16 protein-coding genes are annotated in these 16,235 nt (G+C 41.4%); 11 read left to right on the top strand and 5 right to left on the bottom strand.

Going from position 1 to position 16,235, the window contains the following annotated elements; all coding sequences use genetic code 11:
* Positions 1 to 1,230: LTA synthase family protein (locus B853_RS00735; protein ID WP_249027383.1), on the top strand; the 1,230-nt coding region annotated here is incomplete at its 5' end.
* Between the two features lie 102 nt (positions 1,231 to 1,332).
* Here the strand turns inward: B853_RS00735 and coaD are convergent.
* The gene (gene coaD / locus B853_RS00740; protein ID WP_010445102.1) at positions 1,333 to 1,827 is read right to left on the bottom strand and encodes a pantetheine-phosphate adenylyltransferase; all 495 of its coding nucleotides are present in this window, start codon (positions 1,825 to 1,827) and stop codon (positions 1,333 to 1,335) included.
* A gap of 83 nt (positions 1,828 to 1,910) precedes the next feature.
* Here coaD and B853_RS00745 point away from each other — a divergent pair, with 83 nt between their 5' ends.
* On the top strand, positions 1,911 to 2,945 hold the full coding sequence (locus B853_RS00745) for a glycosyltransferase family 9 protein (RefSeq protein WP_029560900.1): 1,035 nt from the start codon (positions 1,911 to 1,913) through the stop codon (positions 2,943 to 2,945).
* On the opposite strand, the gene B853_RS00750 is transcribed toward B853_RS00745, so the two are convergent.
* Entirely contained in the window at positions 2,914 to 3,708 is a 795-nt protein-coding gene (locus B853_RS00750) for a glycosyltransferase family 2 protein (protein WP_038883444.1), read from the bottom strand. The two genes, B853_RS00745 and B853_RS00750, sit on opposite strands and share 32 nt — an antisense overlap.
* Positions 3,695 to 4,753 carry a glycosyltransferase family 9 protein gene (locus B853_RS00755; protein ID WP_038883446.1) on the bottom strand — a complete coding sequence of 353 codons (1,059 nt, stop codon included), beginning with the start codon at positions 4,751 to 4,753 and terminating at the stop codon, positions 3,695 to 3,697. Before B853_RS00755 ends, B853_RS00750 begins: the two co-directional genes overlap by 14 nt.
* Before the next feature lie 99 nt (positions 4,754 to 4,852).
* On the opposite strand from B853_RS00755, the gene B853_RS00760 reads away from it, so the two are divergent.
* The 3 genes from B853_RS00760 to B853_RS00770 are packed head-to-tail and all read left to right on the top strand — an operon-like array spanning position 4,853 to position 7,826.
* A complete protein-coding gene (locus tag B853_RS00760) occupies positions 4,853 to 5,248 on the top strand; it encodes a diacylglycerol kinase (RefSeq protein WP_038883449.1) in 396 nt (131 codons plus the stop codon).
* The gene (locus B853_RS00765; RefSeq protein WP_038883451.1) at positions 5,245 to 5,964 is read left to right on the top strand and encodes a 3-deoxy-D-manno-octulosonic acid kinase; all 720 of its coding nucleotides are present in this window, start codon (positions 5,245 to 5,247) and stop codon (positions 5,962 to 5,964) included. The genes B853_RS00760 and B853_RS00765 overlap by 4 nt, the downstream gene beginning before the upstream one ends.
* Positions 5,965 to 5,993: 29 nt before the next feature.
* Entirely contained in the window at positions 5,994 to 7,826 is a 1,833-nt protein-coding gene (locus B853_RS00770; RefSeq protein ID WP_038883454.1) for a DUF3413 domain-containing protein, read from the top strand.
* A 38-nt stretch (positions 7,827 to 7,864) separates the two neighbouring features.
* Here the strand turns inward: B853_RS00770 and B853_RS00775 are convergent, their stop codons facing one another.
* Complete coding sequence (locus B853_RS00775; protein ID WP_038883456.1) at positions 7,865 to 9,115, bottom strand: O-antigen ligase family protein; 1,251 nt, start codon at positions 9,113 to 9,115, stop codon at positions 7,865 to 7,867.
* Between the two features lie 92 nt (positions 9,116 to 9,207).
* Complete coding sequence (locus B853_RS26300) at positions 9,208 to 9,885, bottom strand: GNAT family N-acetyltransferase (RefSeq protein ID WP_010445110.1); 678 nt, start codon at positions 9,883 to 9,885, stop codon at positions 9,208 to 9,210.
* Positions 9,886 to 10,114: 229 nt separating this feature from the next.
* Between B853_RS26300 and rffA the strand changes: the two genes are divergently transcribed.
* From rffA to pseG, 6 genes are read left to right on the top strand one after another with little or no spacing between them, the layout of a single operon-like run.
* Positions 10,115 to 11,251: a dTDP-4-amino-4,6-dideoxygalactose transaminase gene (gene rffA / locus B853_RS00785; RefSeq protein WP_038883458.1), complete on the top strand. Its 1,137-nt coding sequence runs from the start codon at positions 10,115 to 10,117 to the stop codon at positions 11,249 to 11,251.
* A 2-nt stretch (positions 11,252 to 11,253) separates the two neighbouring features.
* Positions 11,254 to 12,372 (top strand): hypothetical protein, encoded by a 1,119-nt coding sequence (locus tag B853_RS00790; protein ID WP_038883460.1) that lies wholly within the window; start codon positions 11,254 to 11,256, stop codon positions 12,370 to 12,372.
* A 17-nt stretch (positions 12,373 to 12,389) separates the two neighbouring features.
* Positions 12,390 to 13,403 carry a UDP-N-acetylglucosamine 4,6-dehydratase (inverting) gene (pseB, locus tag B853_RS00795; RefSeq protein WP_010445113.1) on the top strand — a complete coding sequence of 338 codons (1,014 nt, stop codon included), beginning with the start codon at positions 12,390 to 12,392 and terminating at the stop codon, positions 13,401 to 13,403.
* The gene (gene pseC, locus B853_RS00800; protein ID WP_173399861.1) at positions 13,400 to 14,575 is read left to right on the top strand and encodes a UDP-4-amino-4,6-dideoxy-N-acetyl-beta-L-altrosamine transaminase; all 1,176 of its coding nucleotides are present in this window, start codon (positions 13,400 to 13,402) and stop codon (positions 14,573 to 14,575) included. The genes pseB and pseC overlap by 4 nt, the downstream gene beginning before the upstream one ends.
* Positions 14,575 to 15,267 (top strand): pseudaminic acid cytidylyltransferase, encoded by a 693-nt coding sequence (gene pseF / locus B853_RS00805; RefSeq protein ID WP_038883463.1) that lies wholly within the window; start codon positions 14,575 to 14,577, stop codon positions 15,265 to 15,267. Before pseC ends, pseF begins: the two co-directional genes overlap by 1 nt.
* A 3-nt stretch (positions 15,268 to 15,270) precedes the next feature.
* Entirely contained in the window at positions 15,271 to 16,224 is a 954-nt protein-coding gene (gene pseG / locus B853_RS00810) for a UDP-2,4-diacetamido-2,4,6-trideoxy-beta-L-altropyranose hydrolase (protein ID WP_249027384.1), read from the top strand.
* The last annotated feature ends 11 nt before the right edge of the window (positions 16,225 to 16,235 follow it).

Genomic DNA, 16,235 nt, shown 5'->3' on the forward strand with positions numbered 1-16,235 from the left:
TGGGCAAGAAGCGATTATACTGAACAGTTTAATTTTAAACCCGTATCACCTGAAGCAGTAGTTAAGCAGCAGATGATAAAGGTACTGGGGAAAGATAACCCTCAATATCAGACTCCTCAAAACGATTATTTAGCAGAGAACCCTCCTCATGTTGTAATGGCTTTAATGGAAGGAATGGGAAATAACGTGCTTATTGAGGATGATCCACATAAGAATGATCTACTGGGTGCTTTGCGGCCGCATTTTGAGCAAGATTATGTATACAAGCGTTTTTTAGCGGGGACCTCAGCCACAATAGATAGCATCGTCATGATGTTGTTTCACAGCAATGTTGCAACACTGAGCCACTCTATGGCACAAAAGACGTCATTGCCAAGTTCCGCTGTAATGCCATATAAGGCGGCAGGGTATGACGTTGTTTTTATTTACGGTGGAAACAGCATGTGGCGAAACTTAGCTAATTACCTTCCTAAGCAAGGCTTTGATCGAGTCTTTGATGAGAACTCTATCATAAAAGCATTCCCGGAAGCTGAAAGTTATCAGAGTACTTGGGGGATTCCAGATGAGTACACATTTAAGTTTGCAAGAAAAATCCTTGATGAAGCGAGTAAGCCAACTTTTGTTTACATAATGACGGTTACCAACCATTCTCCTTTTATGGTTCCTGACAATTATGCAGCTAAGCCAATTACTGTGAGTGCCAGAATCAGCAATCTGTTAGGCCCGCTTTCTGATGAAGCTGAAGCTATGTTGCATACGTACCAATACAGCAACAACGCCCTAGGGGAGTTTATACAAGGAGTGAAAACCTCACCTTTGGCAGTAAAAACTTTAATTGGAGCATCCGGCGATCACAGAATGCGTTATTTGGCGACTGATAAATCTGAGGAATATGGCTTAACCTATGGCGTCCCTTTTTACTTGTATGTGCCTGATGTAATTAAACAGCAGTCTGACATTGTCTATGACGAGCAGCGAATTGGTTCTCATAGAGACATTTTGCCAACTCTGTATCACCATAGCTTGTCAGATAGCTCATACGTTAGCCTTGGTGGGGAGAATATGTTGTCATCTAAGCCAACGGCTAATATCGGCTACAATAAGTTACGCACAATTACTTCTATAGGTGCTTTTAATAACAAAGAAGGAGCATTAGTTTACCCATGGTCTACTGCGCTTTATTCTTCAGCACAAGGACTTGAAGGCTTAGATACCGTTTGGGGGGGGTAGAGTACAATAAACTCCAGGACTACTATTTACGCTCTCAACTTCAGGCATATTAAAAAGGCCCTATATAGGGCCTTTCTCATCATTTTTACGTTAGACAGCCTCTTAAATCTGTCGCTTGTTGTGTAATGCCTGTGCGACAACATCAGGGACAAAGGCATTGACGTCGCCGCCATGTATGGCGACCTCCCGAACAATGGTCGATGAAATAAAGGCGTATTCTTCCGATGGTGTTAGGAACACACTTTCTAGATCTGGCAGTAAACGGCGGTACATATTGGTTAAGCCAAACTCGTATTCAAAGTCGACGGTTGTACGCAGGCCTCGGATTAAAACGTTAGCATTGACTTGTTTTACAAAATCAACCATTAGGCCACTAAAGCCTTGAGCCGTGACATTATCAAGGTGTTTTGTCACTTCTGTGGCAAAAGCAACGCGCTCTTCAAGAGCAAACATGGTATTTTTACTTGGGCTAGCGGCTACAGCAATAATGACTTCGTCAAACATATGGGATGCGCGTTCAATTAAGTCTAGGTGACCATTTGTGATTGGATCAAAAGTACCAGGGTAAACAACTCTAGAAATGTTTTTTTTAGACATGGGCCATACTCGTAAGCTTTGAACTTTCTACATGCTATCAATATGCCGATTTGATGACGACAAAAATTAAGTGTGAAAATGCAATGAAAAAAATACTAGTGATCCGAAATGACAAAATAGGTGATTTTATGTTGGCATGGCCTAGTTTTGCGATGCTTAAGCAATCAATGCCGGATTGTCACGTCACTGCTTTGGTTCCGAAATATACCATTGAACTTGCTAAGTTATGCCCTTGGATTGATGATGTTTTATTAGATCCGACAAAAAATGGTGATCCGTCAGAACGAAGGGCTGTTCTGGAAAGCATAAAGAAAGGCAAATTTGATGCGTCGATTAATCTGTTTTCCACAACATATAATGCGCTTCTTGTTTGGCGAGCAGGTATAAAGTACCGACTTGCTCCAGCAACCAAATTTGCTCAGTTGTTTTACAACCATCGTATTAAGCAGAGGCGTTCACAGTCTGCCAAGCCTGAGTTTCAATATAATTTAGATCTAATCCGAGCATTTTTAAATGAGCAAAACATTACGATTGTAGAACCTCAGGCTCCATACTTAACTTTTGAAGCTGAGATTCTGAAAGAGCAAAAACGTAAACTTTCTCAGCAGCTAGATATCGATACTTCTCTGCCATGGATAATGGTCCATGCAGGGACTGGGGGCTCGGCAAATAATCTGTCTCTAGAGCAGTATTCAGATTTAATCATTGGTATTGAGAGCGACTTTCAACTGATCGTGACAGCAGGGCCAGGAGAAGAAGAGAAAGCCTTCCAGCTACTTGAGCTAATAAAGAGCAAAGGTAAGAAAGGCGTTGTTTATAGCAAAAATGATGGTTTGACTGACTTCACGCGATCCATTGCATGTGCTCGGCTCTTCATTGCAGGTTCGACAGGGCCGCTTCATATTGCTGCAACTATTGATATACCAACGGTAGGCTTCTTTCCAAGCAAGCGCTCCTCTACGCCATTAAGGTGGCTGCCAATCAATTCTGAGGGGCGCCATCTCGCTTTTTGTCCGCCAAAAGGAGGGGGAGAAGAGTTAGAAGCGGATATGAGCCGCATCAATGTTGATACGGCACTTGAGACGCTTAACCCTTGGGTTGCTCGGTATCTGTCCTAATCCAAAGATCGGCATATTTCACGAATGTTGAATGTGCCGATAAGATGGAAAGCAACAGACCTTGCTTTCCATCTAAAAAGCCCGCTTTAACAATATACATCTTAACGAAGCAGGCTAGAGCATGAAGTATTCCACTTCCGATGCTGCTTTTTTTACCACGCTTTTCTCTCTGTTCAGCCCACGCTTTTGCATAGCCTGCAGATTTCACTAAATAGTGGTGTAAGTCGTTGTAGGTATAGTGCAGTGCATCTCCTTGAAGAGGTTTAATGTCCATAGAGTTATCGACTTTCACTTTTTCATGAACGAGAGAATCATCATATTCAGTGAGTTGAGTCGGGTAAAGGCGAACCACTCTGTCTGGGTACCAGCCGCAATGACGGATGTATCTACCGAAAACCCAACTTAAACGGCAAATTGAAAAAAGGGTATTGGGTTGGTTTTCGCTTACAGCTTGCTGAATACTAGATTGTAGTTCAGGTGTTATACGTTCATCTGCATCGAGCCAAAGTACAAAGTCTGAGGTGACATACTTCTGAGCCAATTGTCGTTGAGGACCAAATCCTGGCCAGTTGGTATTTTCGTAAAATTTATCTGTGTATTGGCTTGCAACTTCTTTTGTATTATCCGTACTACCCGAGTCTAAGATGACGATCTCATCAACCCATCCATGTACAGTTTTTAGGCATGCGTCCAAGTTTTCGGCTTCATTCTTAACAATTAACGCTACCGCTAAAGTTGGTTTGCTGGTGCTAGTTTCTGACATCGATGTCACCTTTAATTAGTTTATTAAATGCCTCAACTACGTCATTGAGCGAGATGGCTTGCATAACGTTAGCCCCCTTAACGCGAGTACTCCAAGGCAGGGATTCTACAGGCTGTTTATTCTGTTCTTCTGCGAACTTCTCGTAAACGCTAACGACATTGTCAATATTATTATAAGGTCCCGTTCTCTTGGGATTACTGTGACCATACAGGCCCAGTACTTTTGTTCCTTGTGTCGTTGCTATATGTGCTGGCCCTGAATCCGGAGCTAAGACAAGCTCACAAGCGCTCAAAACCGCAGTCAATTGTTTTAGGCTCGTTTTTCCGACCAAGCTTATGATTGGCGATTTGGTTTGCTGAATAATGTTATTCGCCAAGTCTACTTCACGCTGCGCTGGTGAGCCACAAAGTACGACTTGGTATCCTTGAGAGTACACGAAATCAGCGAACTGGGCATAGCGTTCTGGCAGCCAATTTCGTTCATCTTTACTTGCTGCTGGGCAAATCGCGACGGTTGCTTTGTGAGTCAACTGTTCAGTAGCAAACGCATGATCCTCTCTGCTTAACGGGAGTTGCCACGTCGGTTTTTGAGAGGGAACGCCTAAATATTCAGTAAAGGCATAAAAACTGTCGAGAACATGTTGCGACTGTGTGTCAGGTATCTTTTTATTCGTAAATAACCACTGCCCTTCTTTCGCTCTCTTGAAATTAAAACCGACTTTGTAGCGTGCTCTGATACCCGTTGTGAGTATGCTGGCACGTAAGGCGAGCTGCATATGTATCAAAGCATCAAACTTTCGATCTTTTAGTGTTTGCCAGACACTTTGCATGCCTTTAATACCTTGCTTTTTATCAAAAACAACCAATTCAACACCGTTTAAACCCTCCAAAAGCTGAGCTTCAATTTTTCCGATAACCCAAGTGATTTTTGTGTTAGGCCAGTGCTTTTGTACGTTTTGAATTGCGGCAACGGCATGACACACATCGCCAATAGCAGAAAGACGTAAAAAACATAATGATTTTGGTTCGTGTGCAAAGAGAGGCATATGGAGAGCTCTAAAAAAAAAACTGACTAAATTATGCAGATACCTAAGTTAAATGTAAAATGACTGACTTTCGTTCAACGACATTGTGTAAATTTGGCTATGACAGAATCTAACCAAGGTAAACCAGGAAATACTGGTTTAAAACGCATCTTTAAAGCTGGCATCTATTCTGTTCAAGGATTGAAAGCAGCATTTAAGCACGAGGCCGCGATTAGGCAAGAGATTGCCCTTATGGCTCTTGCATTTGGCTTGTTATGTTGGTTAGACGTGGGTGTGACAGAAAAAGTGATCATGATGGCGTTGGTTGTGCTTGTTTTCGTGGTGGAACTTCTAAACTCGGCAATTGAAGCGGTTGTGGATAGAGTTGGAGTTGAGCATCACGAGTTGAGTGGTCGTGCCAAAGACATTGGTTCAGCAGCAGTTTTAGTGATGTTGATGCTTGCCGGAGGCTCTTGGCTCTACATTATCGGTAGTCACTATTGGTGGGGACAATGATCAAACGATATCAAGATAACAATTGTGTAGTGCTGTATGACTCTCGATATATAACAGACCCTACACTGCCTATCTTTGATTCCGAATATTGGCAGGCCGAAGGGAAAATTACCGGGAAGGCAAAAGGGCGCGGAACAACTTGGTTTTTACAACTAGTTGAAATACAGGGTGCTTTACGTCACTACAACAGAGGCGGCTTGTGGGGTAAAGTCATACGAGATTCTTATTGGTTCTCTGGATGGGAGAGTGCTCGAAGCATTGCGGAGTTCCAATTGCTTAATCAACTTATTGATGCTGGGGTTAGTGTTCCTAAACCAGTGGCTGCAAGAGTGATAAAAATAGGATGCTTCTATACTGCCGATTTGCTAAGTGAGCGTATTGAGAATGCACAAGATCTTGTCTCTATTCTCATTGAACGCAAATTACCTACGAGAGTCTATCGTCTTGTTGGTCAAGAAATTGCCCGGATGCATAAAGCAGAGGTAAACCACACAGACCTAAATATTCATAACTTGCTGATTGATAACAATGAAAAGGTTTGGATCATCGATTTTGACAAATGTAAAAAGCAAGTTGGAAATGGCTGGCAGTCTGCGAACTTAGAGCGACTATTACGCTCTTTTAGAAAAGAGCAGAACAAACGTCAAATACAATGGTCAGAACAAGACTTCACCGAGCTTAAGGCTGGGTATCAAGAATTTATGGCTCAGCCATAATCACAAAACCAAATCAGGATATTCATCTCATGACTTTTAAGCAAAAGTTGCATATTCACGGCTGGTATATCTTAATCAATGCTTTAGTGTTGATGCTGATCTCTACCCGCTACTTTGCTTTTCTGGCCGAGTTCCCAAGTGAACCTTTAGGGGCTATCTTTATCGTCGTTGGCACATTTGGGCAAATGACATTATTAGCGCTTGTGGTTGGTATTTTGGCCTTACCAGCCTTATTGCTACCTCAAAAAGCTCGAACATCAGTACAAGCATTGATTGCGACTATCGGAGTCGTGACACTATTTATCGATACCATTGTTTTTGCTCAATATCGATTCCACATTAATGCAATGGTTTTGGATTTGTTGCTATCTGGACAGATTGTCAGCTTTCCACTTGTTACATGGGTCATGGTGTTAGTAGGGGTTTCAATTGCGTTTGCAATCGAGTTTGTTGTACTGCGCTGGCTTGAAAAGGGCCCTGAAATTCGTACCAGAAAGTTAGGCCGTAAGTTTGCATTCCTTACCTTCCTATCCTTGCTTGCGACTAATGGAATTCACATTTGGGCTGCTGCCCATGCTTATCAACCAGTTACGACAGTTAAAAGATATTTGCCGCTATTCTACCCTGCGACTTCAAACAGTATGATGCGTAAGTATGGTTGGATTGATGAGCAAGCAATTGAGCGTCAAAAAGCCCTAACTTTGAATCGAAAGAGTGATCTGAATTACCCGTTATCTCCACTCAAAACTAAAACTATAGAGAAACCAGTCAACATTATGTTTTTGGTTGTCGACTCTTGGCGCGCGGATACATTCAATGCAGAAAATACACCAAATATGTGGAAATATGCGGAACAAGGTGTGACTTTCCATAATCATATCGCCACTGGCAACGCAACTAGAACAGGTATTTTTGGTTTGTTCTATGGTATCCCAGGTACGTATTGGCATGGCTTCCTTGCTAACCAGCAAAGTCCAGTTTTTATGGACCGTTTGCAAGCAATGGGTTACGACATTGGGATATTCACTGCAGCTCAGCTTAGAAAGCCAGAATTTAACCAAACAGTGTTTACCAATATAGATAATCTTCGCATGAGCTCCGTTGGGGATACCCCATCAGAGTTAGACGCAGACTTAACAAAAGATTGGCTTAACTGGTATGACGCTCGAGATAAGTCTAAGCCAGCATTCTCTTTTTTGTTTTATGATGCCCCGCATGGTTATGACTTTCCAAAAGATTATGCCCATAAGTATGAGCCGATGCTCAAGGAAGTTAACTATCTGAAGCTCAACAACGACAGTGATCCTGAGCCTTTCTTTAATCGTTACAAAACAAGTGTTCACTATGTAGATAGCATGGCGAAGAAAGTGTTGGATAAACTGCAGTCGAGTGGTGATTTGGAGAACACAGTAGTCATCATTACGGGTGACCATGGGCAGGAAATGAACGATAACAAGCTTAATTTCTGGGGACACAACGGTAACTTTACTAACGCACAAGTGAATGTACCGTTTGCTATGTTCGGTCCAGGTATCAGCAAGGACAACTTGAAATGGCAGAGCAGTGATTTGACGAGTCACCAAGATGTTGTGCCAACACTTATGAAACACTACTTGGGAGTGACTAACGATAGTAAAGATTACTCTGTAGGTGAGGACTTACTAGGTGAGCGGATTAAGCGTGACTGGGTGCTATCATCCAACTATAGCGGCTATGCAATCATCACTGACAGCAGCATTGTTGAAGTTGGTGGTGGAGGGCAGTATCAGTACCTTGATAAGTCAAATCGACCAAAAGAAGGTGAAATGGATTTTGATAATGTTCAGGCGGCATTAGAGCAAATAAGTCGCTATCGAAAATAGTAAAAAACGGCAGTTAAATACTGCCGTTTTTTTATGTTCTATTGTATTCCATTATCTTCCGATGCTCTTTGCTCGACTTGGATGCCAAGCCCTATTGCGAGCATAAAAAAGACTCCTATTGTTTGGAAATCCATAAAGTTCGTATAGAAAACGCTGACGAGTAAAAAAGTCATCATCAAATATCTACAGAAAACTAGCCAACAATCGTCACCAGGAAGGCTTTTGAAAATAACAACTAGCAAATAAACAAATATTGCCGAGTATACGATTCCACTGGTACTAATGATGTTAAGTAGTCCGTTGTGATGATCGTTGTAGGAAAACTGATTGTCTGTCGATTCCATCAGGTGTTGGAAAATGCCTTTATCGATTAAAAACTGTTTGAGTTGTTGATCAAAACCATTTACACCATAACCGGTCATGTAAGTTATAGGTTCTTCCTCAATAGTTTTTAGTTGAAAGAGAATACCTTCCTTCCAGGATGTAAGACGGGCGGTATTGGACATGTTTTTCTCAGTATCAGTAATACTAACAATTCGAGTCTCTGCTTGCTTTACAACACTTGGAGCAACGAAATAAACGGCTACGGTTGCGATGAAGCCAAATAGAATGGCGGGTAAAATGACCTTCTTTTTATTGAATAGAAAATAAACTGGCAGAATAAGGCCAAGAGCAAGAAACGCAGCTCTAGAGCCATTAATAGCGATACAGAATACAGCGGCAATTAGCGTAGCCAGCAGAGCGAGATACTCCCAAGTGTTGTTCTTACGCTTAGTCAGCCAAACCACACAAAGTAAGGACATATAGATCAGTAGCTCAGCCCATCGCCCTACGGTCCAAAAACTTGCAACTCTTTGTCCTCTCCAGTGATCAAATGACAAAAATAAAGAAAGGCTATAAAGCAGAGCGATAGCAAACCCCGCTAGCATTGCAATAATTGCGTAGCGTCTGTTTTTGGCATTTGAAAAGTAGGATATGAAGAGAGGGAATATGAGCAAAAATCCCGCTTTATTGAAGAAATTTCCCATGCCTTTTAAGTGGGAGGGAGACAGTAAACCCGCGATAAGACCAACCACAAAGCAAATTAAAGATAGTCTTGCTACCTTATTCGTCGTGAGGAAGGCTTTAAATTCTGGCTGAGTTAAAGTTTTCACTATCATCAGTATCAGAGCGAGCACAAGCGCTATATTCAAGCCTGCCTTAGATATAAAAATACTTAAACTGAATAGAAAAAACGTTAGATGCTCAAATTTTTGTATAACGGAAGAAAAATTGTGTTTAGTTTGCATATGTTTGTACGTTCATATCATTAGGTAAAGTTATTGTTTTAGACATATCTCATGTGATCTTTGACTGAGCAGCTATAAGTTGAAATTAGAGGTTAGCTTTTATACAACCATACATGAGAGCTGCTTATAGAATAACCGCTTTTTAGATATAGGTTCATTGCAGGGATATTACTAGATTGCGTAGCAACATTGATATTTGCTGCTCCGCGTGAATGTGCATACCATTCAGCACTATCTAAGAGCATGCGAGCGACCCCTTTTCGAGAGAATAGAGGGTTTACTCCAAGAAGCCCAATAACCGCTTCTTGTTGGCGCACTTTTAAAGTGATAAAGCCTTTAATTAAGTTATCTTGATTAATGATTAAGCAGACATCATCAAATGCACCAATAATGGCTTTTTGTAGCCACTCTTGATAAAAATAATCCCTTTCTTGTGGTGAAAACCACGGGGCCTTGAAGCGACTGTGTTGATAGAGGTTAGGAATCAATGCCAGTAGTCCCTCCATATGTGCTGTTGTTGCCACTTCTGTGTATTCTTTTGTTGATTTGGATACTTTCTTAGTAAAAACCAGTTCACCTTCACAATATGAAAAGCCGTGCTTGTTTAATGACGATAACTTCTCTGCATCAGTACAAGGTACTTTAGTTGTAATGAGCTCAAAATGGGTATTGGATGGTAACGGTGCCTGTGACCAGTTTACGTCACAGATATTACGTTTAAAGAAAAAAGAGTCCCACTCTCTGGCACTTACAGAGAAGTAACTTGTCATAATGATTACCTATAACGCTAGCATGGTGTTGATGTTATCATAAGTGGGACAAACTCTTTTTGAAATAGTCTTGTATTTGGAGAAAGGGTATGAGTAAGTTTTATCTGGTTCTCGATATGAAGGCAAAGGTTAGACAATTAAGTGCTTATTTTAAATCATGAGTTTAACGTTATTGGTCCGGTATGTGATTAGCGCTTTCTAGTATGAAATGTTTTATGAGTAAATTAGCATGATTCCGTTTAATAAACCGGCAGTGTCTGGAAAAGAAATTCATTACATTCAAGAAGCGATTCTTGGTCAAAAGCTGTCAGGAGACGGGTATTTTGCGAAAAAATGTGAGCAGTGGTTTGCCGAAAAAAGTTCGAGTCTGAAGACGCTCCTAACCCCTTCTTGCACTCATGCATTAGAAATGGCTGCATTGCTTTTAGATTTGAGTGAAGGGGATGAGGTAATCATGCCTAGCTATACCTTTGTCAGTACTGCAAATGCTTTTGTATTGCGTGGGGCAAAGGTCGTCTTTGTTGATATTCGACCTGACACAATGAACATTGACGAAAAGCTAATTGAGTCGGCTATAACAGAAAAGACTAAGGCGATCGTTCCTGTCCATTATGCTGGTGTTGCTTGCGAAATGGATGCAATCATGTCTATTGCAGAAAAGTATGGCTTGTTTGTAATCGAAGATGCCGCTCAAGGAATGATGTCAACCTACAAAGGCCGCCCTTTGGGTTCTATTGGTCATTTAGCAGCTTTTAGTTTTCATGAAACTAAAAATTACACTAGCGGTGGGGAAGGTGGATTACTTTTGATAAATGATGATCGATTTATCAAAAGAGCTGAAATACTAAGAGAAAAAGGCACAAACCGTAGTCAGTTTTTTAGAGGTGCTGTGGATAAGTACACTTGGGTCGATTTAGGAAGCAGCATGCTTCCAAGTGAGATCCAAGCTGCTTATTTGTGGGCCCAACTAGAAAGTGCAGAGGATATTAATCACAAGCGCCTAGAGATTTGGAAGGGATATTACAATTCTTTCAATGCATTATGTAGTCAAGGCGACGTATCTCTTCCATTAGTTCCTGAACAATGTGCGCACAATGCCCATATGTTTTATCTAAAGTTAAGCTCTTTAGAAGAGAGAGAACGTTTCATTGAGTATCTCAAAGCGAATGATGTGATGGCTGTTTTTCACTACGTCCCTCTCCACTCTTCTCCTGCAGGGGAAAAATTTGGCCATTTTCACGGGAGTGACAACTACACGACATCTGAAAGTGAAAGACTGGTAAGATTGCCGCTTTATTACTCAATGACTGAGCAAGAGCAACGACAAGTCATTGAGACCGTGTTTTCTTATTTTATAAAGAGCTAGCAATGTTCGAAAACAAACACATATTCATCATTTCTGGTGCTGACTTCTTTTTTTACCTTTATGCAGAAGCTTTAATCAAAAAAGCAGGGGTTTTACCTGAAACCATTGTAGCACTTGTTTTTGAAGTCGATGGTAAAGGGAAAGAGTCACAAATACCCGTATCAAAAGTTACGTATTTAGATGCTTCTGAAGAGTTGTTAAGCCAGGCAATAACTGCTCAAACAGTAACGTTTATGTCTCTGAACCGATTTAACTCACCCTATATGAAAAAGGTTCTTCAGTTAGATGCTGGCATGAAAGATAAAATGTGTGTCTTTTTAACTGATGACGAGGTCGATCGCTGGGAAATTTGTTATAAGAATAAGGGAGACATTCAACCTGACCTCAAGCTTCATATAGCAGAAGATGACTTGTTTTGCTTGACTCAAATAGATCGTTTTATTGGCCATGAAAAAACGTTTAAGCCTAAGCTTGATCGCCTGCTAAATCGAGATGTTGGCTTCATAGATGCAAGTGTGATTTTTGAAACGTTGCCACGTGATTCAGCTCATTATTTGGCTCAGGCAGAGATGAGTTGCCAAGGGTGGGCGCGTAATGAAAAGCGTATCTTAGTCGGAACGAAGCAAAAGGCATTTTCTTGTTCTGAAATTAGAAAGTTCTTGCAAGCTCTTGGAAAAAACAAAAAAGCAAAAGACTTCAAATTACTAATCATGTGGCACAAAAAGTCTCGTTGGCAGAGAGCTCTCACGGACTTATATTTGATCTGGCTAAGAAACGTTAAACGCCAAGCTTTTGATGTTAGTTATGTCACGGCTATTAACCCCATAGCTTATACTTCTCTAGTAATGTCATGCTCTCACATATTGCTCCAACGCAGAGGGGGCGCGAGTACAGTAAGGCCCTATATCAAGAACGGTTATGGGGCTGTTTGTATCGAAAAAGGAACGCCCAATCATTACGGTTTCAAATCAGCATTGGATCTAGATATTTTGGAATACAGCTCCTTTGATGAGTTAGTTGAAAAACTTGTAGGGCAACAAGTTGATATTACGTCTAATGCTGAAGCAACAAAAATTGAAGAATTGCGATCAATAAAAGTTCTATCGCAAACATATTCATAAAAAAGTAGGTCTCAATTATGTTAAACGGTAAATCGGTACTTATCACAGGTGGTACTGGCTCATTTGGTAAACAATTTATCAAGACTATTCTAGAGCGCTTCCCTGAAGTGAAAAAAATCATAATATTTTCTAGAGATGAGCTAAAGCAGTTCGAGCTCAAACAAAAGTATCCGAGACATGACTTCCCACAATTACGTTTTTTCATCGGTGACGTCCGAGATCAACAGCGAATGATTCAAGCTTGTGAAGGTGTTGATGTGATCATTCATGCAGCAGCGATCAAGCAGGTAGATACGGCTGAATACAACCCAACAGAATGTATCCGAACTAACGTGGATGGCGCAGAGAATGTTATTCATGCAGCACTGCAATGTGGCGTTAAAGATGTTGTAGCTCTATCAACAGATAAGGCGTGTGCGCCAATTAACCTTTATGGAGCGACCAAACTTGCTTCAGATAAGCTGTTTGCCGCGGCAAATAACATCAAAGGTTCGAAAGATATCCGTTTCAGTGTAGTGCGTTATGGCAACGTAATGGGTTCTCGTGGTTCAGTGATTCCATTCTTTTTAAACAAACGTGCAGAAGGTGTTTTGCCGATCACTCATGAAGAGATGACTCGCTTTAATATCTCATTGCAAGATGGCGTGAACATGGTGATGTATGCTTTAGAAAACCACCTCGGTGGAGAAATCTTTGTACCAAAGATTCCATCATACAAAATTTTGGATGTAGCCAAAGCGGTTGCACCTAAATGCGAAACTAAGGTTGTTGGTATTCGCCCTGGTGAAAAGCTCCATGAAGAAATGATTACGGATACAGACTCTCTAAATACGATCGATCTTGGCAAATACTACGCAATTCTGCCTTCTGTATCGTTCACTTATACAGAGCAAGAATATATCGAACACCACAAAGCTGAAAAAGTACCATTTGGTTTTAAATACAACTCAGGTACGAACACAGAGTGGGAAAGTATTGAAAGCCTACGCGAGCTAATTAAAGAGCACGTTGATCCGAACTTTACAGTGTGAGAACAGTTGTGATTCCTTACGGTAAGCAAGATATTAATCAACAAGACATTGATAGTGTAGTTGATGTTTTGAAGTCGGACTTTCTGACTCAGGGGCCTCAAGTGCCAGCGTTTGAGCAAGCGCTCATTGATCATACTGGTGCGAGTTATGCACTGGCGGTGAATAGTGCGACGTCAGCATTACACATCGCTTGTCTTGCTTTAGGTTTAGGGGAAGGAGATTGGCTTTGGACTTCTCCTATCACCTTTGTAGCGTCAGCAAACTGTGGTTTATATTGTGGTGCAAAGATCGATTTCGTTGATATTGATCCGAGCACTTACAATATGTGTCCAAAGCGCCTTGAGGAAAAGCTAATCAAAGCGAAAGCTGAAGGTAAGCTTCCAAAAGTCGTTGTGCCTGTTCATTTATGTGGTCAACCATGCGATATGGTGGCGATCGCTAGACTGGCAAAAGAGTATAACTTCAAAATTATTGAAGATGCTTCCCATGCAATCGGCGGCAAATATCAAGGCTTACCGATAGGGAATTGCGAATATTCGGATATCACGGTCTTTAGTTTTCATCCTGTTAAAATTGTAACGACAGCTGAAGGTGGCGCAGCAATGACCAACCAGAAAGCTTTATCTGACAAGATGACTTTGCTTCGCAGCCATGGCATTACTCGTGACCTTGAGAAAATGGAGGGTGAAAGCCATGGTGGTTGGTACTACCAACAGGTCGATTTAGGCTTTAACTACCGCATGACAGAGCTTCAAGCGGCACTGGGTGTGTCTCAGATGCAACGCTTAGACGATTTTATTGCCGCTCGCCATCACCTTGCAGATCGTTACAATAGACTATTGAAGTCTTTACCTGTGGTATTGCCATATCAATTGGAAAACACCTACTCGGGCCTTCACCTTTATGTAATTCGTTTGCAGTTGGATAAGATCTCTTTAACACACAAAGAGGTGTTTGACGCACTGAGAGACAAAGGTATTGGAGTGAACTTGCACTATATTCCAGTCCACACTCAACCTTACTATGAAAAAATGGGTTTCAGTGAAGGTGATTTTCCGGAATCTGAGCGTTATTATCGTGAGGCTATTTCTCTTCCTATGTTCCATGCGATGAGTGAAGAGCAGCAAGATACAGTTGTTCAAGTGCTAACAGAAATATTGCAGGGGCACTAATGAAAGTTGCGATTATTCCAGCGCGTGGTGGTAGTAAACGTATCCCACGTAAGAATATTAAGGAATTTAATGGCAAGCCGATTATTGCCTACTCAATTGAAGCTGCCCTTGAGTCAGGCTGTTTCGATAAAGTCGTGGTTTCTACTGACGATCAAGAAATAGCTGATGTTGCTTTGCAGTACGGGGCAGAAGTCCCATTTATTCGCCCTGAAGCGGTCTCAAATGACTATGCGACTACGGCGGATGTCATTTTACATGCACTTGATTGGTTTGAAGAGCAAGCCATTTCTATAGAGTATATTTGCTGCATCTATGCTACAGCGCCATTTATTGCTATTGAAGACATTCAGTTAGCCTATCAAATGCTCCTGAAAGATCCTGCAGCAAACTACTGTTTTCCTGTGTGTGAATTTCCTTTCCCAATTCAGAGAGGCGTTAAGTTAACTGCTGGCAATCGAGTTGAAATGTTTCAACCAGAACATTTTAATACTCGCTCTCAAGATTTAGAGACTGGCTACCACGATATAGGGCAGTTTTATTGGGGTAAACCAAAGGCATATCGAGATAATATTCCAATGTTTTCAAATACGGCGATTGCCTTGCCTGTATCAAGAAATCGGGTGGTAGACTTGGATACCCAAGAAGATTGGGAATTTGCTTTGCTTCTATCTAAAGCGTTACAAGGAAGTTGAGCATTGTTAGTCGGTATTCGGGTTGACGCTTCTCTGAAAATGGGAACGGGCCATACATTCAGAATGTTAACGCTGGCTAGTAGATTAAAGCAAAAAGGGCATGAAATAGTCTTCATTAGTCGTCGACTCAAAGGAAACCTGATTGCTTTAGTCAAAGAAAAGCACTCCGTAATAGAGTTGCCGGAACCTGATGTTGATTTTGTTCCTAGCACACACTGCGGACACGCAGCTTGGTTAGAAGTCTCGTACGATCAAGAAATCACTCAAACGCGAGACGCTCTAACTTCATACCTAAAAAGTAAAGGGCGAAGCCAACTGGATTGGCTTGTCATCGACCACTATGCAATTGAGAAGGATTTTCAATTAGCGCTTAAGCCGCATAGCAAGGACATTCTACAAATTGATGACTTAGCTGATCGGCAACATATATGCGATGTATTGCTAGACCAAAATTTCTATCGTTCAGGCGAGGCTCGCTATGACGGTCTTCTCCCAACAGAAAGTTTACGTCTATGTGGTCCTAGGTATGCGTTGCTTCGGGAAGAGTTTGCTGTGTCGCGACGTAACCTTCCAGCTTATCAATCAAGATTAATGCAGAAAAAAGTCGTTTTGTTTTTTGGTGGTGTAGACATTGCCAACGAAACAGAGAAAGCTTTAAAAGGCCTTTTAAGTGTAGATAGTGACGACTCTTTTGACGTTATTATTGGGATGAACAATCCTCATAGAGAAGCGCTTACGGCACTGTGTAAAAAACATCTGGATAGAGTGACTCTCCACATCCAAGTAGAGAACATGATGGACTTCTTTTCATCAGCGTATCTCTACATCGGCGCAGTTGGCGCTACTACATGGGAGCGATGTGTATTGGCACTTCCTGGGATAGTATGTTCAGTTGCGGATAACCAAAAAGATCTAGCAATAAATTTACATCAAATAGGGGGGGGCATCATTATTTAGGTTTAAATACA

The organism is Vibrio rotiferianus CAIM 577 = LMG 21460, from assembly GCF_002741985.1.
GTDB lineage: Bacteria > Pseudomonadota > Gammaproteobacteria > Enterobacterales > Vibrionaceae > Vibrio > Vibrio rotiferianus.

What these genes read in the sequence shown, in the direction of transcription:
- B853_RS00760 (WP_038883449.1), top strand. Translation starts at nt 4,853, where the DNA reads ATGACAGAATCTAACCAAGGTAAACCAGGAAATACTGGTTTAAAACGC.
- coaD (WP_010445102.1), bottom strand. Translation starts at nt 1,827, where the DNA reads ATGTCTAAAAAAAACATTTCTAGAGTTGTTTACCCTGGTACTTTTGAT.
- pseF (WP_038883463.1), top strand. Translation starts at nt 14,575, where the DNA reads ATGAAAGTTGCGATTATTCCAGCGCGTGGTGGTAGTAAACGTATCCCA.
- B853_RS00750 (WP_038883444.1), bottom strand. Translation starts at nt 3,708, where the DNA reads ATGTCAGAAACTAGCACCAGCAAACCAACTTTAGCGGTAGCGTTAATT.
- B853_RS00775 (WP_038883456.1), bottom strand. Translation starts at nt 9,115, where the DNA reads ATGCAAACTAAACACAATTTTTCTTCCGTTATACAAAAATTTGAGCAT.
- B853_RS00790 (WP_038883460.1), top strand. Translation starts at nt 11,254, where the DNA reads ATGTTCGAAAACAAACACATATTCATCATTTCTGGTGCTGACTTCTTT.
- rffA (WP_038883458.1), top strand. Translation starts at nt 10,115, where the DNA reads ATGATTCCGTTTAATAAACCGGCAGTGTCTGGAAAAGAAATTCATTAC.
- B853_RS00765 (WP_038883451.1), top strand. Translation starts at nt 5,245, where the DNA reads ATGATCAAACGATATCAAGATAACAATTGTGTAGTGCTGTATGACTCT.
- B853_RS26300 (WP_010445110.1), bottom strand. Translation starts at nt 9,885, where the DNA reads ATGACAAGTTACTTCTCTGTAAGTGCCAGAGAGTGGGACTCTTTTTTC.
- pseB (WP_010445113.1), top strand. Translation starts at nt 12,390, where the DNA reads ATGTTAAACGGTAAATCGGTACTTATCACAGGTGGTACTGGCTCATTT.
- B853_RS00745 (WP_029560900.1), top strand. Translation starts at nt 1,911, where the DNA reads ATGAAAAAAATACTAGTGATCCGAAATGACAAAATAGGTGATTTTATG.
- B853_RS00755 (WP_038883446.1), bottom strand. Translation starts at nt 4,753, where the DNA reads ATGCCTCTCTTTGCACACGAACCAAAATCATTATGTTTTTTACGTCTT.
- B853_RS00770 (WP_038883454.1), top strand. Translation starts at nt 5,994, where the DNA reads ATGACTTTTAAGCAAAAGTTGCATATTCACGGCTGGTATATCTTAATC.